Consider the following 15,544-nt stretch of genomic DNA (forward strand, 5'->3'; position numbering starts at 1 on the left):
TCAGTTCCCCTTGGGTGCGTGCTTGCCGAGGCCCTGCAGGTAGGCGACCACGGCATCCAGTTCGGTCTTGCCGGCGACGTCGGCGGCGGCTCCGGCGATCTGCTCATCGGTGTACGGATCGCCCAGCGCCTTGAGCGCGCGCATCCGCTCGGCGACCTGCGCGCCGTCGATCTCGCGCTCGGCCAGCCACGGGAACGAGGGCATGTTCGACTCCGGCACCACGTCGCGCGGGTTGATCAGGTGGACGCGGTGCCAGTCGTCGGAGTAGCGGCCGCCGACGCGCGCGAGGTCCGGCCCGGTGCGCTTGGAGCCCCACTGGAACGGGCGGTCGTAGACCGACTCGCCGGCCAGCGAGTAGTGGCCGTAGCGCTCGGTCTCGAAGCGCAGCGTGCGCACCATCTGCGAATGGCAGTTGTAGCAGCCCTCGCGGACGTAGACGTCGCGCCCGGCCAGCTCCAGCGGCGGATACGGCTTCACGCCCGGCAGCGGCTCGATCGCCTCGGCCTGGTACATCAGCGGCACGATCTCGGCCAGGCCGCCGAAGGAGACGACCACCGCGATCAGCACGGCCAGCAGGCCGACGTTCTTCTCGACTTTCTCGTGTGCAAGGCTCATGTGCGGTCCTCAGGCGCGCGCTTCTTCGGGGTGCGGCATCAGCACCGGCTGCTCGGCCGGCTCGCGCGCCATCGCGTAGGTCTTCCAGGTGTTCCAGGCCATCACGCCCATGCCGCCCAGCACCAGCAGGCCACCGGCCAGACGGCCGAGGTAGTAGGGGTAGGTGGCGTTGAGCGCCTCGACGAAGCTGTAGGTGAGCGTGCCGTCGGGGTTGGTGGCGCGCCACATCAGGCCCTGCATCACCCCGGCGATCCACATCGAGACGATGTAGAACACCACGCCGACGGTGTGGATCCAGAAGTGCAGGTCGATCGCCCGGATCGAGTACATCGACTTCAGGCCGAGCATGCGCGGCAGCAGCGCGTACAGCGAGCCGATCGAGATCATCGCCACCCAGCCGAGCGCGCCGGCGTGCACGTGGCCCACCGTCCAGTCGGTGTAGTGGCTGAGCGAGTTGACCGTCTTGATCGACATCATCGGCCCCTCGAAGGTGGCGATCATGTAGAACGAGACGGCGACGATCAGGAACTTCAGGATCGGGTCGGTGCGCAGCTTGTACCAGACACCCGACAGGGTCATGATGCCGTTGATCGCGCCGCCCCAGGACGGGGCCAGCAGGATCAGCGAGAACACCATGCCCAGCGACTGCGCCCAGTCGGGCAGCGCGGTGTACTGCAGGTGGTGCGGGCCGGCCCACATGTACACGGCGATCAGCGCCCAGAAGTGCACGATCGACAGGCGGTAGGAGTAGACCGGGCGCTCGACCTGCTTGGGGATGTAGTAGTACATCATCCCGAGGAAGCCCGCGGTCAGGAAGAAGCCGACCGCGTTGTGACCGTACCACCACTGCACCATCGCATCGACCGCGCCCGAGTACACCGGGTACGACTTCCAGAGCCCGGCCGGCATGGCGATGTTGTTGACGATGTGCAGCAGCGCCACGGCGATGATGAAGCTGCCGTAGAACCAGTTGGCGACGTAGATGTGCTTCACCCGGCGCCGGGCGATGGTGCCGAAGAACAGCACCGCGTAGGCCACCCACACCGCCGTGATCAGCAGGTCGATCGGCCACTCCAGCTCGGCGTATTCCTTGCTCTGGGTGATGCCGAGCGGCAGCGTGATGGCGGCGGCGACGATCACCACCTGCCAGCCCCAGAACACGAACGCGGCCAGCCTGTCGGAGATCAGCCGCACATGGCAGGTGCGCTGCACGACGTGCAGCGAGGTCGCGAACAGCGCCGAACCGCCGAAGGCGAAGATCACCGCGTTGGTGTGCAGCGGCCGCAGGCGGCCGTAGCTGAGCCACGGGATACCTTCGCCGATCTGCGGCCAGTAGAGCTGCGCCGCAATCAGCACGCCGACCGCCATGCCGACGATGCCCCACAGGATGGTGGCGACCGTGAACTGGCGGACGACCTTGTCGTTGTAGAAGCCCCCGGCGGCGGCCGGCGCGCGCGAGGCGACGGCGCTCCCCGGTTCGGTGGCGTGGTTGGCGATCATGGATTGCCCCTGTTTCAGGTGCGCGCATTGTTCCCAAGCGCGCCTGCGGGCTTCTTGATCCAGATCAATTCGACGTGAAGGGCGCCGTGCGCGCGTGGCCTTGCAGCGTCGCGGCAGCGGGATGCGACGGTGCGTTCCGTGCGCGGCCGGGTCGGAGGCTTGGGGGTTCGGTGTGGCGCGGCTTGGCGTGAAGCTCGGCGGTAGCGTGCGCGCCTGCGGCGCGCCCCCTCACCCCAGCCCTCTCCCCCGCGAGCGGGGGAGAGGGGGATGGGTGCGCGGCTTGGGTGTGAGGCTCGGCGGTATGGGTGTGCCGCGAGCTTGGGAGTGGCTTCAGCCGGGATCGCGGAACCGGCGCTGCGTTCGCGCGCCTGCGGCGCGCCCCCTCACCCCAGCCCTCTCCCCCGCGAGCGGGGGAGAGGGGGAAGGGCGCGCGGTGGCGGTAGGCGCCGCACCTTCGCGTCGGTCCGCGTTCGGGTCAGTCGAGGGCGAGGGTGCCGTCCGCGGCAGCCGCGGCGCATTCGGTCGCCATTTCGGCCTGCTCGTCGACCTCCACCTGCCACACGGCCACGGGCGCGTCGGCGTGGTTCAGGCGGGCGGCGCCGCCCGCGTTGGCCTGGGCGTCGAGGCCGATGCCGAGCCACGCCAGCCGCGCGGCGATCATCGCGCGCACGGCCGCCGAGCGCGCGCCGATGCCGCCGCTGAAGACGAGGTGGTCGATGCCGCCGAGGCTGGTGCCCATCGCGGCGATGCCCTGCGCGACGCGGCGCGCGAACACGTCCAGCGCCAGCCGCGCCGCCGGCTCCGGCGAGCGCAGCAGCTCGCGCACGTCGCCCGACGATCCGGACAGCCCGCGCAGGCCGGAGTCGCGGTAGAGCGCGTGCTCGAGCGCGTCCTCGCGCATCGCATGCCGGCGCATCAGGAACAGCAGCGCGCCGGGGTCGAGACTGCCGCTGCGGGTGCTCATCGGCAGGCCGTCCAGAGGCGTCATCCCCATCGTGGTGTCCACACTGCGGCCCGCGGCCACCGCGCACAGGCTGGAGCCGCCGCCCAGATGCGCCAGCACCACGCGCGCCTGCGCCGCATCGGCCGCCAGGGCGGTCAACGCGCGCATCGCCGCCGCGAACGCGAGGCCGTGGAAGCCGTACCGGCGCACGCCCAGCGCGTGCCAGGCCTCCGGCACCGGCAGCCGTCTCACCGCCTCCGGCAGCGTGGCGTGCCAAGCGGTGTCGTAGACGCCGAACTGCCGCGCCGCGGGCCACAGCGCGCACGCGCGGCCGACCAGCGCGAGCGCGCCCGGCTGGTGGATCGGCGCCAGCGGCGCGAGCGCATGCAGCCGCGCCAGCTCCTCCTCGTCGAGCGGCCTCGGCCGGGTGGCGTCGCCGCCGTGGACGATGCGGTGCGCGACCCAGGCCGGCGCGCGCGGCAGGCCGAGCGCGGCGGCGGCGCGGGTCAACAGCGCGTCCGGCCCGTCGGCGGCACCGAGGTCGAGTTCGACGCGGCCGAGCGGCTGCGCGCGGTGCGCGCGCAGGCCGCCGAAACAGGCCACCTTCAACGTCGAGGAGCCGAGGTTGAGCGTCAGCAGCAGCGCATCGTTCATGGCGCCTCGTCGTCCGGAACGAGCACGGCCGCGCCGTCCAGCGCGCCGGCGCGCAGCGCGGCGAGCGCGGCGTCGGCGGCGGTCAGCGGGTAGCGCACCACGTGGGTCGTCACGCGCGCCTGCGCGGCGGCGTCGAAGAAGGTCGCCGCGTCCTCGCGGGTGAGGTTGGCCACCGACACCAGTTCGCGCTCCTCCCACAGGAGCCGGTACGGGAATGCGGGGATGTCGCTCATGTGGATGCCGGCGCAGACCACGCGGGCGCCCTTGCGCACCTGGCGCAGCGCATGCGGCACCAGCGCGCCGACCGGCGCGAACAGGATCGCGGCGTCCAGCGGCTCCGGCGCGTCCTGGTCCGAACCGCCCGCCCAGCACGCGCCCAGCGAGCGCGCGAACGCCTGCGCCCGCGCGTCGCCCGGACGGGTGAACGCGAACACGCGCTGCCCGCGCCAGCGCGCAAGCTGCACGACGATGTGCGCGGCGGCGCCGAAGCCGTACAGGCCCAGGCGCGGCGCTTCGCCGGCGATGCGCAGCGCGCGCCAGCCGATCAGGCCCGCGCACAGCAACGGCGCGGCCGCCACCGGGTCCGGCCAGCGCGCATCGAGCGGCACGCAGAACGCCGCCTCGGCCACGACGTGGGTGGCGTAGCCGCCGTCGCGGGTGCAGCCGGTGAAGGCGGGCGCGTCGCACAGGTTCTCGCGCCCCATCCGGCAGTAATCGCAGCGCCCGCAGGTGTGGCCGAGCCAGGGCACGCCGACGCGCTGGCCGGGCGTGAGGTTGCGCACGCCCTCGCCGAGCGCTTCCACGATGCCCACCGCCTCGTGTCCCGGCACGACCGGATAGCGCGCCTGCGGCAGTTCGCCGTCGAGCAGGTGCAGATCGGTGCGGCACACGCCGCAGGCTTCGACCCGCAGCCGCACCTCGCCCGCACCCGGCGCCGCGGGCGGACGCACGGTGCGCTCCAGCCGCGTGTGCGGCGCGCGCAGCAGCATCGCGTAGCCCCCGCTCACGCGCGGTCCTCAGCCGGGGCCGGCGCGCAGCGCGGCGGGATCGCCGCGGCCTTCGACCGCCGCGCGTTCGTCGGTGTCGAGCAGGGCATCGACCGGAAGCATCAGCACCTCCGCCGCCGCGGCCAGCGCGTGCGCCCAGGTGCAGCGGTTGGCGAACAGCAGGCCGTCGACGTCGAGCGTTCCGCCGCGGTTGATGTAGCCGAGCGCGCGCGTCGTCTGCGGTCCGGTGTCGATCCGGCGCAGCGCGCCGAGCAGTGGCTCGGGCCGGGTGTGGGTGAGGAACACGCGCGGCAGCCCCGGCGGGAACAGGCGCGCGAGCGCGGCATCGTCGAGCGTCCACGCCGCCTCGTATTCGTCGCGTGGCGTGCGCAGCCGCCCCGGTTCGGCGATGCACAGCACCGCGGGCGGGTGGCCGCGTTCGCGCAGACGGCGCGCGGCGCGGCGCGCCTCGGCGAGCTGGTAGGCGCCGACCGCGATCAGCAGCAGCTCCGCGGCGTCCGCCTCGCCCTCGATCGCCGCGACGCCGTCGTCCGCCAGCCGTTCGGCCTGCGCGGGCGTGGTGACGTCGGCCACCTCGCGCTTGGGGATCACCATCGCGGCGATGCGGCCGTGGCGCCGGTACGCGCGGTCCAGTGCATGCAGCGCGCTTTGCGCATCGGGCGGGAACAGCACCGAGACGGTGTCGGCCATCTCGCCGAGCAACGCTTCGGCCAGGGTCGGATCCTGGTGCGAGATCTCGTTCTTGGCGTTCTCCCAGGTGTGCGAGGTGAGCACCACCGGCACCGTCAGCCAGCGCGCCGGGCGGCCGGCGATCGCCTGCTGGCGGGCGAAGGTGATCTCCTGCCGCAGCGCGCCCAGCATCTTCGGCGCGAACGCCTCGTAGGTGACGACGAGGTTCAGCCCGCCCTTGTTGCCGAGCGCGGCGCATACCACCGCTTCCTCGTTGAGCGCGGTGACGACCGCGCCGGTGCGCGATTCGGCGATGCCGGGCTCGGGATCGGGCACGCGGTGGCGGAGCAGGTCGAGCGTGCGGTCGAGCTTGTTGCTGCGCAGCTCGTCCGGATTGCCGACCCGCACGCGCAGATGCGGATTGGCCTGCACGATGGCGCAGAAGTGCGCGTCGAACGCCGCCATCGGCGAGCGCGCGCCGCCGGGCGCGATCGGCTCGACCGGCGGCAGCGCGGGCGTGGCCACGTCGCGGGTGGCGAGCGCGTGGTCGCGCTCGAGCGGACGTCCCTGCGCGGCGTGGGTGGCGAGCGCGGCCACCGCCTCGCGCAGGGCGTCGGGCGCCACGTGCAGGCGCGCGGCGCCCTCGTTGAACAGCGCGCGCGAGGCCGCGTCGCGCGCCGGGTTGCCCGGCAGCGGCAGGTTGTGCGCGCGGTTGCTGCCGGCGCCCGGAAAGCCGTAGCCCTTGATCGTTTCGGCGATGCCGTAGTGCAGTGGCGCGGCGGCCGCCTCCTGCGCGCCGCGCTCCACGCGCCAGATGCCCCAGGCGATCGCCGCCGGATCGCGGCCGTCGATGCCGACCGGGCGGAAGCCGTTGAGCTGCAGATGGCGGTGCAGCCAGCGCTCGCCGCCCTGCTGTTCGATCGTGGTGCGCTGCTCGATGCGCCGGCCGTTGAGGATCATGATCGGCGCCACGAGGCCGCTGTCCTCCGCGCGCCACCAGCGCGGCGCCCAGTCGCTGCCGCGCTGCTCCTCGAACGCACCGTCGCTGAGGAAGGCCACCAGCCGCTCGCCCGGCAGCGGCGCGTGCACGTAGTGCAGCTCGGCGAAGCCCAGATAGCCGCCCTCCAGCACGCCGCCGGCGGTGTGCACGTTGACGTGCGAGCCGAGCGGGGCCTCCGGCAGGCCGTCGGCGCGCACGCGATAGCCGTAGAAGTCCTGCGTCAGCCGGGTGAGGCCGGCATCGCTCAGGCCGTAGCGCGCGGCGTGCGCCGCGGTCATGTTGCCGACGATCGCGTTGACCGCGTCGATCGCCGCCACGCAGTGGCCCTGGCCCATCAGCCACGCGCGCGTGCGGCCGTCGAGCGCATTGATCGCCAGATAGCCGGCGTACGCCACCGCCATGTTGAGCGAGCCGCCGGTGTGGCCTTCGGGCGTCGGCTTGAACTGCGCGGCTTGCAGCGGCGCGCCGTCGAGCCGCACCTCGCGCGCGTAGGTCATGTGCACCACCAGCCACATGCCGGCGCTGGCGATGCGGTCCGCCGCCTGCAGGCGGCGCCAGCCGGTGGCGGCGTCGGGCAGCGCGCCCTCGGCGACCAGCGCCTGCACCATCGCGTGCACGCGCAGTTGGGTCAGCGGATCGTGCGCGATCACGCCGTAGCCCCGCGCCCACGCCGCGAACGCGGCATCGGCCTCGCGCAGCGCGGCCGCCCGTGCGGCCGCCTCGTCGCGCGCGACGGGCGGCAGATCCTCGCTGCCGCTGCACGGCAGATGCTCGCCCGCGCTCATGGCACCGCCTCCACGGCCGCCGGCGCGAACATCGCCGGCAGCTCGGCGGCGATCAGCGGCGCCAGCGTGATGCCGCTGGTGGCGTGCGGGATGCTGTCGGTGGTGACGATGCGGGTGGCGCCGGCCTCGCGCAGCCGCACGTCGGCCTGTTCGGCGAACACGCCGTGGATCGCCACGCACACCACCTCGTCGAAGCCGAGCGCGCGCAGCCGGCGCACGGTTTCGATCGCGGTGTGGCCGGAGGCGACGATGTCGTCCACCACCACCGGCGTGCGGCCGCGCGCGCCCGCCAGATCGGGCAGGGAGATCTCCACCTCGCGGTCGCCGCGGCGGGTCTTCTGCAGCACCTGCCAGGGCAGGCCGGCGAGCGCGGCGATGCGGCCGACCCACTGCGCGCTTTCCGAATCCGGCCCGACCAGCACCGCGTCCGGCACCTCGCGCGCGATCCACCCGGCCAGCCGCGGCGCGGCTTCCACGCAGCGGGTCGGGATCGGGTAGATCGCCGACAGCGTGTCGTACCGGTGCAGGTGCGGATCGACCGTCAGCAGCCAGTCGAAGCCCTGCGCGAGGAAGCGCGCGAACAGCGGCGCGCTGACCGCTTCGCCGGGGCGGAAACGCGCGTCCTGGCGCATGTAGGCCAGATACGGCGCGACCAGCCCGACGCGGCGCGCGCCGAACTCGCGCGCGGTGTCGGCGGCGAAGCGCAGCGCCAGCGCCTTGGTGTCCGGATCGTCGAGGCTGGCGACGATCGCCACCTCGCAGCCGGCAAGCGATTCGTCCAGCGTCACCAGCGATTCGCCGTCGGGGAAGCGGCGCCACTCGAAGCGGCCGACGCGCGCGCCCACCGACGGCGCGATCGCCTCGGCCAGCGGCCGCTGGGCGGGCAGGGGCAGCAGCACGCGGTTCATGCGGTCTCTCCGATCAGCACGATGTCGGCATGGGCCTGCGCGTATTCCAGCGCATAGGCCAGTTCACCCGGCGTGTGCGCGTGGACGTGCAGCAGCGGCTGGCCGCGCTCGACCGGATCGCCGACGCGCAGCCGGAAGTCCACTCCGGCGGTGGCGCTGGCGGGCGCACCGGCCAGCTTGGCGATGCGCGCCAGGCGGCGGTTGTCGACCGCGCGCACCACGCCGTGATGCGCGCACGGCAGCGGCGCGACGTGCGGCGCCTGCGCGGGTTCGCGGAAGCCGCCCTGCGCCTCGCAGATGCGCAGGAACTTCCGCAGCGCCGCGCCGCCGGCGAGCAGCCGCTCGGCCTGCGCGCGGCCCTGGCCGGGCGCGGCGCCGGGCGCGATCTCGAGCAGGGCGCCGGCCAGATGCAGCGCGCGTTCGCGCAGGTCGGCCGGCGCGCCGGGTTCGTTGCGCAGCACCGCCAGCACGTCGCGCGCCTCCAGCGCCGGGCCGATGCCGTGGCCGACCGGCTGGCGGCCGTCGGTCATGCGCACCTCGAGCGCGATGCCGAGCGCGGCGGCGGTGACCGCCAGCCGCGCGCGCAGCGCCTCGGCGGCCTCGGCCGAGCGCACTTTCGCGGTCGGGCCGACCGGCACGTCCACCAGCACGTGCGTCGCGCCCGCGGCGGCCTTCTTCGACAGCACGCTGGCGACCAGTTGGCCGTCGCTGTCGAAATCGAGCGGGCGTTCGACGCGGATCAGCACGTCGTCGGCCGGGCTCAGGCGCACGGTGCCGCCCCACACCACGCAGCCGCCCTCGCGTTCGACCACGCGGCGCATGGCGTCCAGCCCGAGCGCCACCGGCGCCATCACCTCCATCGTGTCGGCGGTGCCGGCGGGCGAGGTGATCGCGCGCGAGGACGTCTTGGGGATGCGGTGGCCGGCGGCGGCGACGATCGCCACCACGATCGGTGTGGTGCGGTTGCCCGGCAGGCCGCCGACGCAGTGCTTGTCCAGCACCGCGCCGCCGCCCCAGTCGAGCCGCTCGCCCACCGCCACCATCGCGCGCGTCAGCGCGATCGTCTCGGCGTGGTCGAGCCGCGTGCCGGCGCAGGCGGTGACGAACGCCGCCAGTTCGATGTCCGACAGCCGGTTGGCGACGGTGTCGCGCATCAGTTGCAGGAAGTCGGCCTCGTCGAGCCGTTGGCCGAACACCTTGGCGCGCAGGGCCGCCGCCGACGGCGGCGGCTCGGCGTGGGTGATCGTGGCATAGCCGTCGTGTTCGGGCCGCAGCGCGTTCCACGCCGCTTCCGACAGCGCGGCGACGTCGGTCGGCGGCCAGTCGCCGGTGCCGACGTTCAACGTCGCCACCAGTTCGCCCCCGCCATTGCGGATGCGCACGCGGGTGAGGGCGGTGAAGCCTTCCGAGCGGCAGACCGCGCAATCGCGATGCATGAACACCACCGGCTGCTGGTAGGTGTCGATCCCGGCACGGACCAGGCGCAGGCGGTTGGGGCGGGACGCATCGGCCATGGCGCTTCTCGAAGGACGGCCGGGCCACCATAGCCCGGCGTGCGTGGAGGGAATTGACGCAGGTCAAGCCGCGCCGCGCCGGCGCATGCGCACCGCGTCGGCGATCGCCAGCAGCGCCCACGGCGCGGCCAGCGCGCCGAGCGCGTAGGCCGGCGGCGGCGGCGCGAAGCCGAACGCGCGCGCCGCCGTGTCCCACGAGGCGAGCGTGGCCAGCAACGCCAGCGCGGCCGCCGCGATCGCACGGAACGCCGGGTTGGCGCGCACCACCGCGGCCACGAACGAGTGCGCGTGCTGGCGGTTGAACACGATCAGGCCGAGGTTGCCGGCCACCAGCGCGATGAACGCCAGCGCGCCGGCCTGCGGCGCGGGCAGCGCGTTCCACAGCGCGGCGCCGTACACGGCCGCCACCGCGAGAAATACCAGCGCCCCGGCGCCGAGGCCGGAGGCGAGCGTGCGCGCGTCGAGCAGGCGCGCGCCGGGCGGCCGCGGCGGGCGGCGCATCACGTCGGCGGCGGGCGGCTCGCGCTCGAACACCAGCGTCGAGGCCGGATCGATGATCAGTTCCAGGATCACTACGTGCAGAGGCAGCAGCACCAGCGGCTGGCCGAGCAGCAACGGCAGCAGCGCGAGCCCGGTGATCGGCACGTGCACGGCGAGGATGTAGCGCACCGCGCGCACGATGTTGTCGTAGATCGCGCGGCCCTGGCGGATCGCGTGCACGACGGTGACGAAGTCGTCGTCCAGCAGCACGATCGCCGCCGCCTCGCGCGCGACGTCGGTGCCGCGTCCGCCCATCGCCACGCCGACGTCGGCGGCGACCAGCGCCGGCGCGTCGTTGACGCCGTCGCCGGTCATCGCCACCACCGCGCCCTGCGCCTTGAGCGCGCGCACCAGACGCAGTTTCTGCTCGGGCTTCATGCGCGCGAACACGTCGATTCCGGCCGCGCAGCGCGCCAGCGCCGCGTCGTCGAGCCGGGCGACATCGGCGCCGGTGCGCGCCTCCCCGGCCCGCGCCAGCCCGGCCTGCGCCGCGATCGCGCGCGCGGTCTCCAGGTGATCGCCGGTCATCATCACCACGCGCACGCCCGCCGCCTGCGCCTCGGCCACCGCGGCCGGGACGCCCTCGCGCAACGGATCGGCGAGTGCGATCAGACCGCGCCATGCGAAGCGGAAGCCGCGCGCGCCGAGCGGCAGCGTGCGCGCATCGTCCACCCACTCGGCCGAGCACGCGCCGAGCACGCGCAGGCCGCGTCGCGCCATCGCCTCCGCCTCGCCCGAAAGCCGCGCGCGTTCCTCGTCGGGCAGGCCGCACAGCTCGGCGACCGCTTCCGGCGCGCCCTTGCACGCCACCTGCAGCCGCGCGGCGCCGGGCGCGCGCCAGACGTGCGCGGTCGCCAGCAGCTCGGGAGAAAGCGGGTATTCGTGCACGCGCACCCAGTCGGCGCGGTCCGGCACGCCGGCCGCGCGCGCGGCGTCGCGGATGGCGCGCTCCATCGGATCGTGCGGCGCATCCGGACAGGCGCGTTCGGCGCATTCGACGAGCGCGCGCAGCGCCGGCGCCAGCCCCTCGCGCGGGGGCGCACGCAGCCCTTCGGCGCACAGCTCGGCGACCCGCATGCGGTTCTCGGTGAGCGTGCCGGTCTTGTCGGTGCACAGCACGGTGACGGCGCCGAGCGCCTCGATCGCCGGCGGGCGCCGCACCAGCGCGCGATGGCGCGCCATCCGCCACGCGCCAAGGGCGAGGAACACCGTCAGCACCACCGGGAACTCCTCCGGAATGTTGGCGATCGCCAGCGTGATGCCCGCCAGCAGGGCCTGCAGCCAGTCGCGGTAGCGCAGCATCACCAGCGCGACCACCAGCACCGAGACGGCGATGCTCAACGCGGCGAACACGCGGACGACGCGGCGCATCTCGCGCTGCATCGGGGTCGGCTGCGGGCGCAGCGTGCGCAGCGTGCTGCCGATGCGGCCGACCTCGGTGTCGGCGCCGATGGCGATCACCTCGGCCACGCCGTGGCCGGCCACCACCAGGGTGGACGCATGCAGCACCGCGTCGCCGCTCGCCGCGCCGGCGGCGACCGTGCGCCGCACCGGCACCGACTCGCCGGTCAGCAGCGACTCGTCGACCGTCAGCCCGCTCTCCTCCAGCACGCGCGCGTCGGCCGGGACCCGGTCGCCTTCGGACACCAGCATCACGTCGCCCACCACCACCTCGCGGCCCGGCACCACACGCACTTCGCCGTCGCGCAGCACCCGCGCGCGCGGGCTGCTGAGGTCGCGCAGCGCCTGCAGCGCGCGTTCCGAACGCAGCTCCTGGTAGGCCGTGATCGCGACCACCAGCACCACCGAGAGCGCCAGCGCGACGGCCTCCTGCGGATCGCCCAGCAGCACGTAGAGCGCCGCCGCGCCGATCAGCAGCAGGATCATCGGCTCGCGCAGCACCGCGATCACCAGCGCGAACGTGCCGCGCCGGTCCGGTTGCGGCAGCACGTTCGGCCCGTGGCGGGCCAGCCGCTCGGCCGCCTGCGCCGCGCTCAGGCCCCGCGGCGGTGTCGCCGGTGCCGTCATCCGGCAGTGCCGCGGCGCGCCGCCGCGCGCCGGATCGCGGGACGCGCGCGCCGGGGCCGCGTCGGCGAGCGCATGCTCAGTGCCTCATGAACAGCGGCACGCGGCTGCGGTGCAGCAGCTCGCGGGTCACGCCGCCGAGCATCCATTCGGCCAGACGCGTGCGTCCATAAGCGCCCATCACGATCAGATCGGCCTCCGCCGCGAACGCGGTCGAGAGGATGACGTGGGCGGGATCGGCATCGGCCGCGATCCGGCGGAGCTCGTACTCGAGCTGATGGCGCGCGGCCCAGTCGGCCAGATCGAAGTCCGGCAGCGGGCGGTCGGGCTTGCGTTCTTCCCCGGCGACGACGGTGATGCGGCGCGCCCGCTCCAGCAGCGGCAGGGCGTCGTGCAGCGCGCGGATGGCTTCGGCCGAACCGTTCCAGGCGATGACCACCCGCTCGCAGTTGGGGTCGTCGGCCGTGCAGTCGGCCGGAACGACGATGCAGGGCACTCCGGCGGTCAGCACCAGCTCGGCCAGGCCGCCCGGCGTTCCCCACGGCTCGGCCGGGTTGGCGCCGAGCACCAGCAGGTCGTGCCAGTGCCCCATGTAGCGCAGCACGTTGGCGGGCAGTCCGCTGGAGACCACCCAGCGCGGATGCGGCACGCCGAGCGACGACGCCCAGGCGAGGACGTCCGGCCCGGCGGCGCGCGCGCGTTCCAGTTCCTCCTGCACGCTGGCGTATTCGACCAGCGCGAACGCGGCGTCGTACATCGGCGGCACCGGCAGGCCGGGCGGAACGTTCACCGCGGTCAGCGTGGCGCGCCAGCGCGCCGCGAGCGCGGCGGCGTAGGTCAGCGCCGGCTCGCGGCGGGTGTGGTCGAGCACATGGACGAGTACGTCGCGCATTTCCCTGCTCCTTCTCGCGCCGGAAGGCCGGCGCCCGGATGGTGATCCCGTGGCGCGCGGCCGGTATTGATCCGCGTCAAGCCGGCCTCGACCGTGCCGCGGGCGCCGTCCGATGCCGCGCACCCTCGCTCCGCGCGGGTGAAGCGGCGGTCTCGGACGCAGCGGGCCGCTGCGCGTCGAGCCGCACCTGTTCCAGGTGCTCGGGCACGCGGCAGGTCCATCCCAGTTCGTTCTGGATGCGGCGGCGCAGGGTGTCGGACGCGTTCGGCTCGCCGTGGGTGACGTAGGCGACCGCCGGACGGCTGCCGCCCTCGCGCATCCACGCCAGCAGTTCATCGGCGTCGGCGTGCGCCGAATAGCCCTGCAACTGCACCACCTCGGCGCGGATCGGGACGTCGCGGCCGAACATGCGCAGCGTCTTCGCGCCCGCCGCCAGCGAAGCGCCGCGGGTGCCGCCGGCCTGGTAGCCGCTGAGCAGGATGGCGTTGCGCGGATCCGGGCCGAACGCGGCGATGTGGTGCAGCACGCGCCCGCCGGTGGCCATGCCGCTGGCGGAGATGATGATCATCGGCCCGGAGCGGCGGTTCAGCGCCTTGGACTCCTCGACCGAGTGCACGAAGTGCGCGGTCTCGTACATGCGCCGGCACTCCTCCTCGCCGAGCCGGTGCTCGCCGCCGTGGCGGTGATAGAGCGCGGTCGCGTCCACCGCCATCGGGCTGTTGAGGAAGATCGGCACCGCCGGCAGCTCGCCGCGCTGGCGCAGCCGGGCCAGATGCAGCAGCAGCGACTGCGCGCGGCCGACCGCGAACGCCGGCACCACCACCACGCCGCCGCGCGCGATCACCCGCCGCACCGCGACCGACAGCTCGCGGTCGGGATCGACCGCCGCATGCGCGCGGTCGCCGTAGGTCGATTCGCACACCAGCACGTCGCAATCGGGACGGGGCGCCGGCGGGCGCATCAGCGCATCGTCGGGGCGGCCGAGATCGCCGCTGAAGTGCACGCGGACGCCGTCGATCTCCAGCGTGATCTGCGCCGCGCCGAGAATGTGCCCGGCCGGCCGGAAGCTCGCGCGGATGCCCGGCGCCAGCTCGCGCGTGCGGTCGAAGTCGCAGTCGCGCAGCAGTCCGAGGGCGTCGCGCGCATCGCGTTCGGTGTACAGCGGACGCGGCTGCGCATGGCGGGAATAGCCGTGACGCCGTGCGAACTCGGCTTCCTCCTCGAGCAGCCGGCCCGAGTCGGGCAGCAGCAGGCCGCACAGCTCGCGCGTGCCCGACGTGCACCACACCGGCCCGCGGAAACCGTCGCGCGCCAGCGCGGGCAGGTAGCCGGAATGGTCCAGGTGCGCATGCGTGAGCAGCACCGCGTCGATCGTCGCCGGATCGACCGGGAACGGCTGCCGGTTGCGTTCGCGCAACTGCTTGTAGCCCTGGAACAGGCCGCAATCGACCAGCACGCGCAGGCGTCCGGTATCGATCAGATAGCGCGAGCCGGTGACGGTGCCTGCGGCACCGAGGAACCGCAGCGTCGGGGTGTCGGTCATGGGCGCTCTCCGGCTCAGCGTGCGGTGTAGCCGCCGTCGATCACCAGCTCGGCGCCGGTGACGAACTTCGACTCGTCCGAGGCCAGGTACACCACGCCCCAGGCGATGTCGTCCGGCTCGCCGATGTGGCCGAGCGGATGCAGGTTGCCCAGGTCCTTCAGCGCCTGCTCGAGATCGGTGGCGCCGCTGGACTGCAGATGGTGCTCGACCATCGGCGTGCGGATGTAGCCGGGATGGATCGAGTTCACCCGGATACGGTCGGGCGCGTAGATCAGCGCGTCGGTCTTGGTCATCAGCCGCACCGCGCCCTTGGAGGCGTGATACGGCGGCACGTCGGGCGCGCCGACCAGACCGTAGATCGACGACAGATTGACGATGCTGCCGCCGCCCGCGCGCTTCAGGTGCGGGATCGCGTGCTTGGTGCAGAGGAACACGCCCTTGACGTTGACCGCCTGCACGCGGTCCCACTCCTCCACGGTCACTTCGTGGGTGGGTTTGTTGATGCCGGCGATGCCGGCGTTGTTGACCAGCACGTCGAGGCCGCCGAACCAGGCGGCGGCCTCGTCGATCGCACGCTGCACCTCGCTTTCGGAGGCGACGTCGACGTGCCAGTAGCGCGACTCGTGGCCCTGCACCTGCAACTGGCGCAGCAGCGCCTGGCCCTCGCTGTCGAGCACATCGAACAGCGCGACCCGCGCGCCTTCCTCCGCCATCCGCAGCGCGCAGGCGCGGCCGATGCCGACGGCTGCGCCGGTGACGATGCAGACCTTGTCCTTGAGGCGGTTCATCGCTTCGCTCCCGATCCGGAGGCCCCACCTTGCGCCGCACCGGGGCAGGGTGCCTTGACCCGGATCAAACCGCGGTGGACGGGCTGCCGGGGTTTGCGACCGCCCGCACGTCGCGCCCGCCGCCGCGGTGCCGGCGCCGTCGCACGCCTATTTACTGGCGT

Annotated in this window: 11 protein-coding genes; all 11 read right to left on the minus strand. The window is 73.8% G+C overall.

Annotation, left to right across the window (positions count from 1 at the left end; genetic code table 11):
- The 11 genes from ccoO to FQY64_RS02995 all read right to left on the minus strand — a co-directional run bounded on the left by ccoO (nucleotide 1) and on the right by FQY64_RS02995 (nucleotide 15,383).
- Complete coding sequence (ccoO, locus tag FQY64_RS02945; protein WP_146472215.1) at nucleotides 1-615, minus strand: cytochrome-c oxidase, cbb3-type subunit II; 615 nt, start codon at nucleotides 613-615, stop codon at nucleotides 1-3.
- 9 nt (nucleotides 616-624) lie between these two features.
- Nucleotides 625-2,115 (minus strand): cytochrome-c oxidase, cbb3-type subunit I, encoded by a 1,491-nt coding sequence (gene ccoN, locus FQY64_RS02950; protein WP_146472216.1) that lies wholly within the window; start codon nucleotides 2,113-2,115, stop codon nucleotides 625-627.
- Nucleotides 2,116-2,590: 475 nt separating this feature from the next.
- Nucleotides 2,591-3,712, minus strand: a complete 1,122-nt coding sequence (locus FQY64_RS02955) for an acetate/propionate family kinase (RefSeq protein ID WP_146472217.1) — start codon at nucleotides 3,710-3,712, stop codon at nucleotides 2,591-2,593.
- A complete protein-coding gene (locus tag FQY64_RS02960) occupies nucleotides 3,709-4,719 on the minus strand; it encodes a zinc-binding alcohol dehydrogenase family protein (protein ID WP_229814908.1) in 1,011 nt (336 codons plus the stop codon). The genes FQY64_RS02955 and FQY64_RS02960 overlap by 4 nt, the downstream gene beginning before the upstream one ends.
- Before the next feature lie 9 nt (nucleotides 4,720-4,728).
- A complete protein-coding gene (locus tag FQY64_RS02965; protein WP_146472218.1) occupies nucleotides 4,729-7,173 on the minus strand; it encodes a phosphoketolase family protein in 2,445 nt (814 codons plus the stop codon).
- Nucleotides 7,170-8,081, minus strand: coding sequence for a ribose-phosphate diphosphokinase (locus tag FQY64_RS02970; protein ID WP_146472219.1), 912 nt, complete (start codon nucleotides 8,079-8,081; stop codon nucleotides 7,170-7,172). Before FQY64_RS02970 ends, FQY64_RS02965 begins: the two co-directional genes overlap by 4 nt.
- A complete protein-coding gene (locus tag FQY64_RS02975) occupies nucleotides 8,078-9,595 on the minus strand; it encodes a thymidine phosphorylase family protein (RefSeq protein WP_146472220.1) in 1,518 nt (505 codons plus the stop codon). The genes FQY64_RS02970 and FQY64_RS02975 overlap by 4 nt, the downstream gene beginning before the upstream one ends.
- 63 nt (nucleotides 9,596-9,658) lie before the next feature.
- On the minus strand, nucleotides 9,659-12,163 hold the full coding sequence (locus tag FQY64_RS02980; protein ID WP_146472221.1) for a cation-translocating P-type ATPase: 2,505 nt from the start codon (nucleotides 12,161-12,163) through the stop codon (nucleotides 9,659-9,661).
- A gap of 76 nt (nucleotides 12,164-12,239) precedes the next feature.
- The gene (locus FQY64_RS02985; protein WP_146472222.1) at nucleotides 12,240-13,052 is read right to left on the minus strand and encodes a universal stress protein; all 813 of its coding nucleotides are present in this window, start codon (nucleotides 13,050-13,052) and stop codon (nucleotides 12,240-12,242) included.
- 76 nt (nucleotides 13,053-13,128) lie between these two features.
- Nucleotides 13,129-14,595, minus strand: a complete 1,467-nt coding sequence (locus FQY64_RS02990) for an MBL fold metallo-hydrolase RNA specificity domain-containing protein (RefSeq protein WP_146472223.1) — start codon at nucleotides 14,593-14,595, stop codon at nucleotides 13,129-13,131.
- 14 nt (nucleotides 14,596-14,609) lie between these two features.
- Nucleotides 14,610-15,383 (minus strand): SDR family NAD(P)-dependent oxidoreductase, encoded by a 774-nt coding sequence (locus FQY64_RS02995; protein ID WP_146472224.1) that lies wholly within the window; start codon nucleotides 15,381-15,383, stop codon nucleotides 14,610-14,612.
- Between the last annotated feature and the right edge of the window lie 161 nt (nucleotides 15,384-15,544).

Origin of the sequence: Vulcaniibacterium thermophilum (genome assembly GCF_007923255.1) — a bacterium.
Taxonomy (GTDB): Bacteria; Pseudomonadota; Gammaproteobacteria; order Xanthomonadales; family Xanthomonadaceae; genus Lysobacter_F; species Lysobacter_F thermophilum.

Excerpts from the sequence above, each read along its gene's own strand:
- FQY64_RS02970 (WP_146472219.1), bottom strand. The coding sequence starts at position 8,081 with ATGAACCGCGTGCTGCTGCCCCTGCCCGCCCAGCGGCCGCTGGCCGAG.
- ccoO (WP_146472215.1), bottom strand. The coding sequence starts at position 615 with ATGAGCCTTGCACACGAGAAAGTCGAGAAGAACGTCGGCCTGCTGGCC.
- FQY64_RS02985 (WP_146472222.1), bottom strand. The coding sequence starts at position 13,052 with ATGCGCGACGTACTCGTCCATGTGCTCGACCACACCCGCCGCGAGCCG.
- FQY64_RS02995 (WP_146472224.1), bottom strand. The coding sequence starts at position 15,383 with ATGAACCGCCTCAAGGACAAGGTCTGCATCGTCACCGGCGCAGCCGTC.
- ccoN (WP_146472216.1), bottom strand. The coding sequence starts at position 2,115 with ATGATCGCCAACCACGCCACCGAACCGGGGAGCGCCGTCGCCTCGCGC.
- FQY64_RS02980 (WP_146472221.1), bottom strand. The coding sequence starts at position 12,163 with ATGACGGCACCGGCGACACCGCCGCGGGGCCTGAGCGCGGCGCAGGCG.
- FQY64_RS02955 (WP_146472217.1), bottom strand. The coding sequence starts at position 3,712 with ATGAACGATGCGCTGCTGCTGACGCTCAACCTCGGCTCCTCGACGTTG.
- FQY64_RS02990 (WP_146472223.1), bottom strand. The coding sequence starts at position 14,595 with ATGACCGACACCCCGACGCTGCGGTTCCTCGGTGCCGCAGGCACCGTC.
- FQY64_RS02965 (WP_146472218.1), bottom strand. The coding sequence starts at position 7,173 with ATGAGCGCGGGCGAGCATCTGCCGTGCAGCGGCAGCGAGGATCTGCCG.
- FQY64_RS02975 (WP_146472220.1), bottom strand. The coding sequence starts at position 9,595 with ATGGCCGATGCGTCCCGCCCCAACCGCCTGCGCCTGGTCCGTGCCGGG.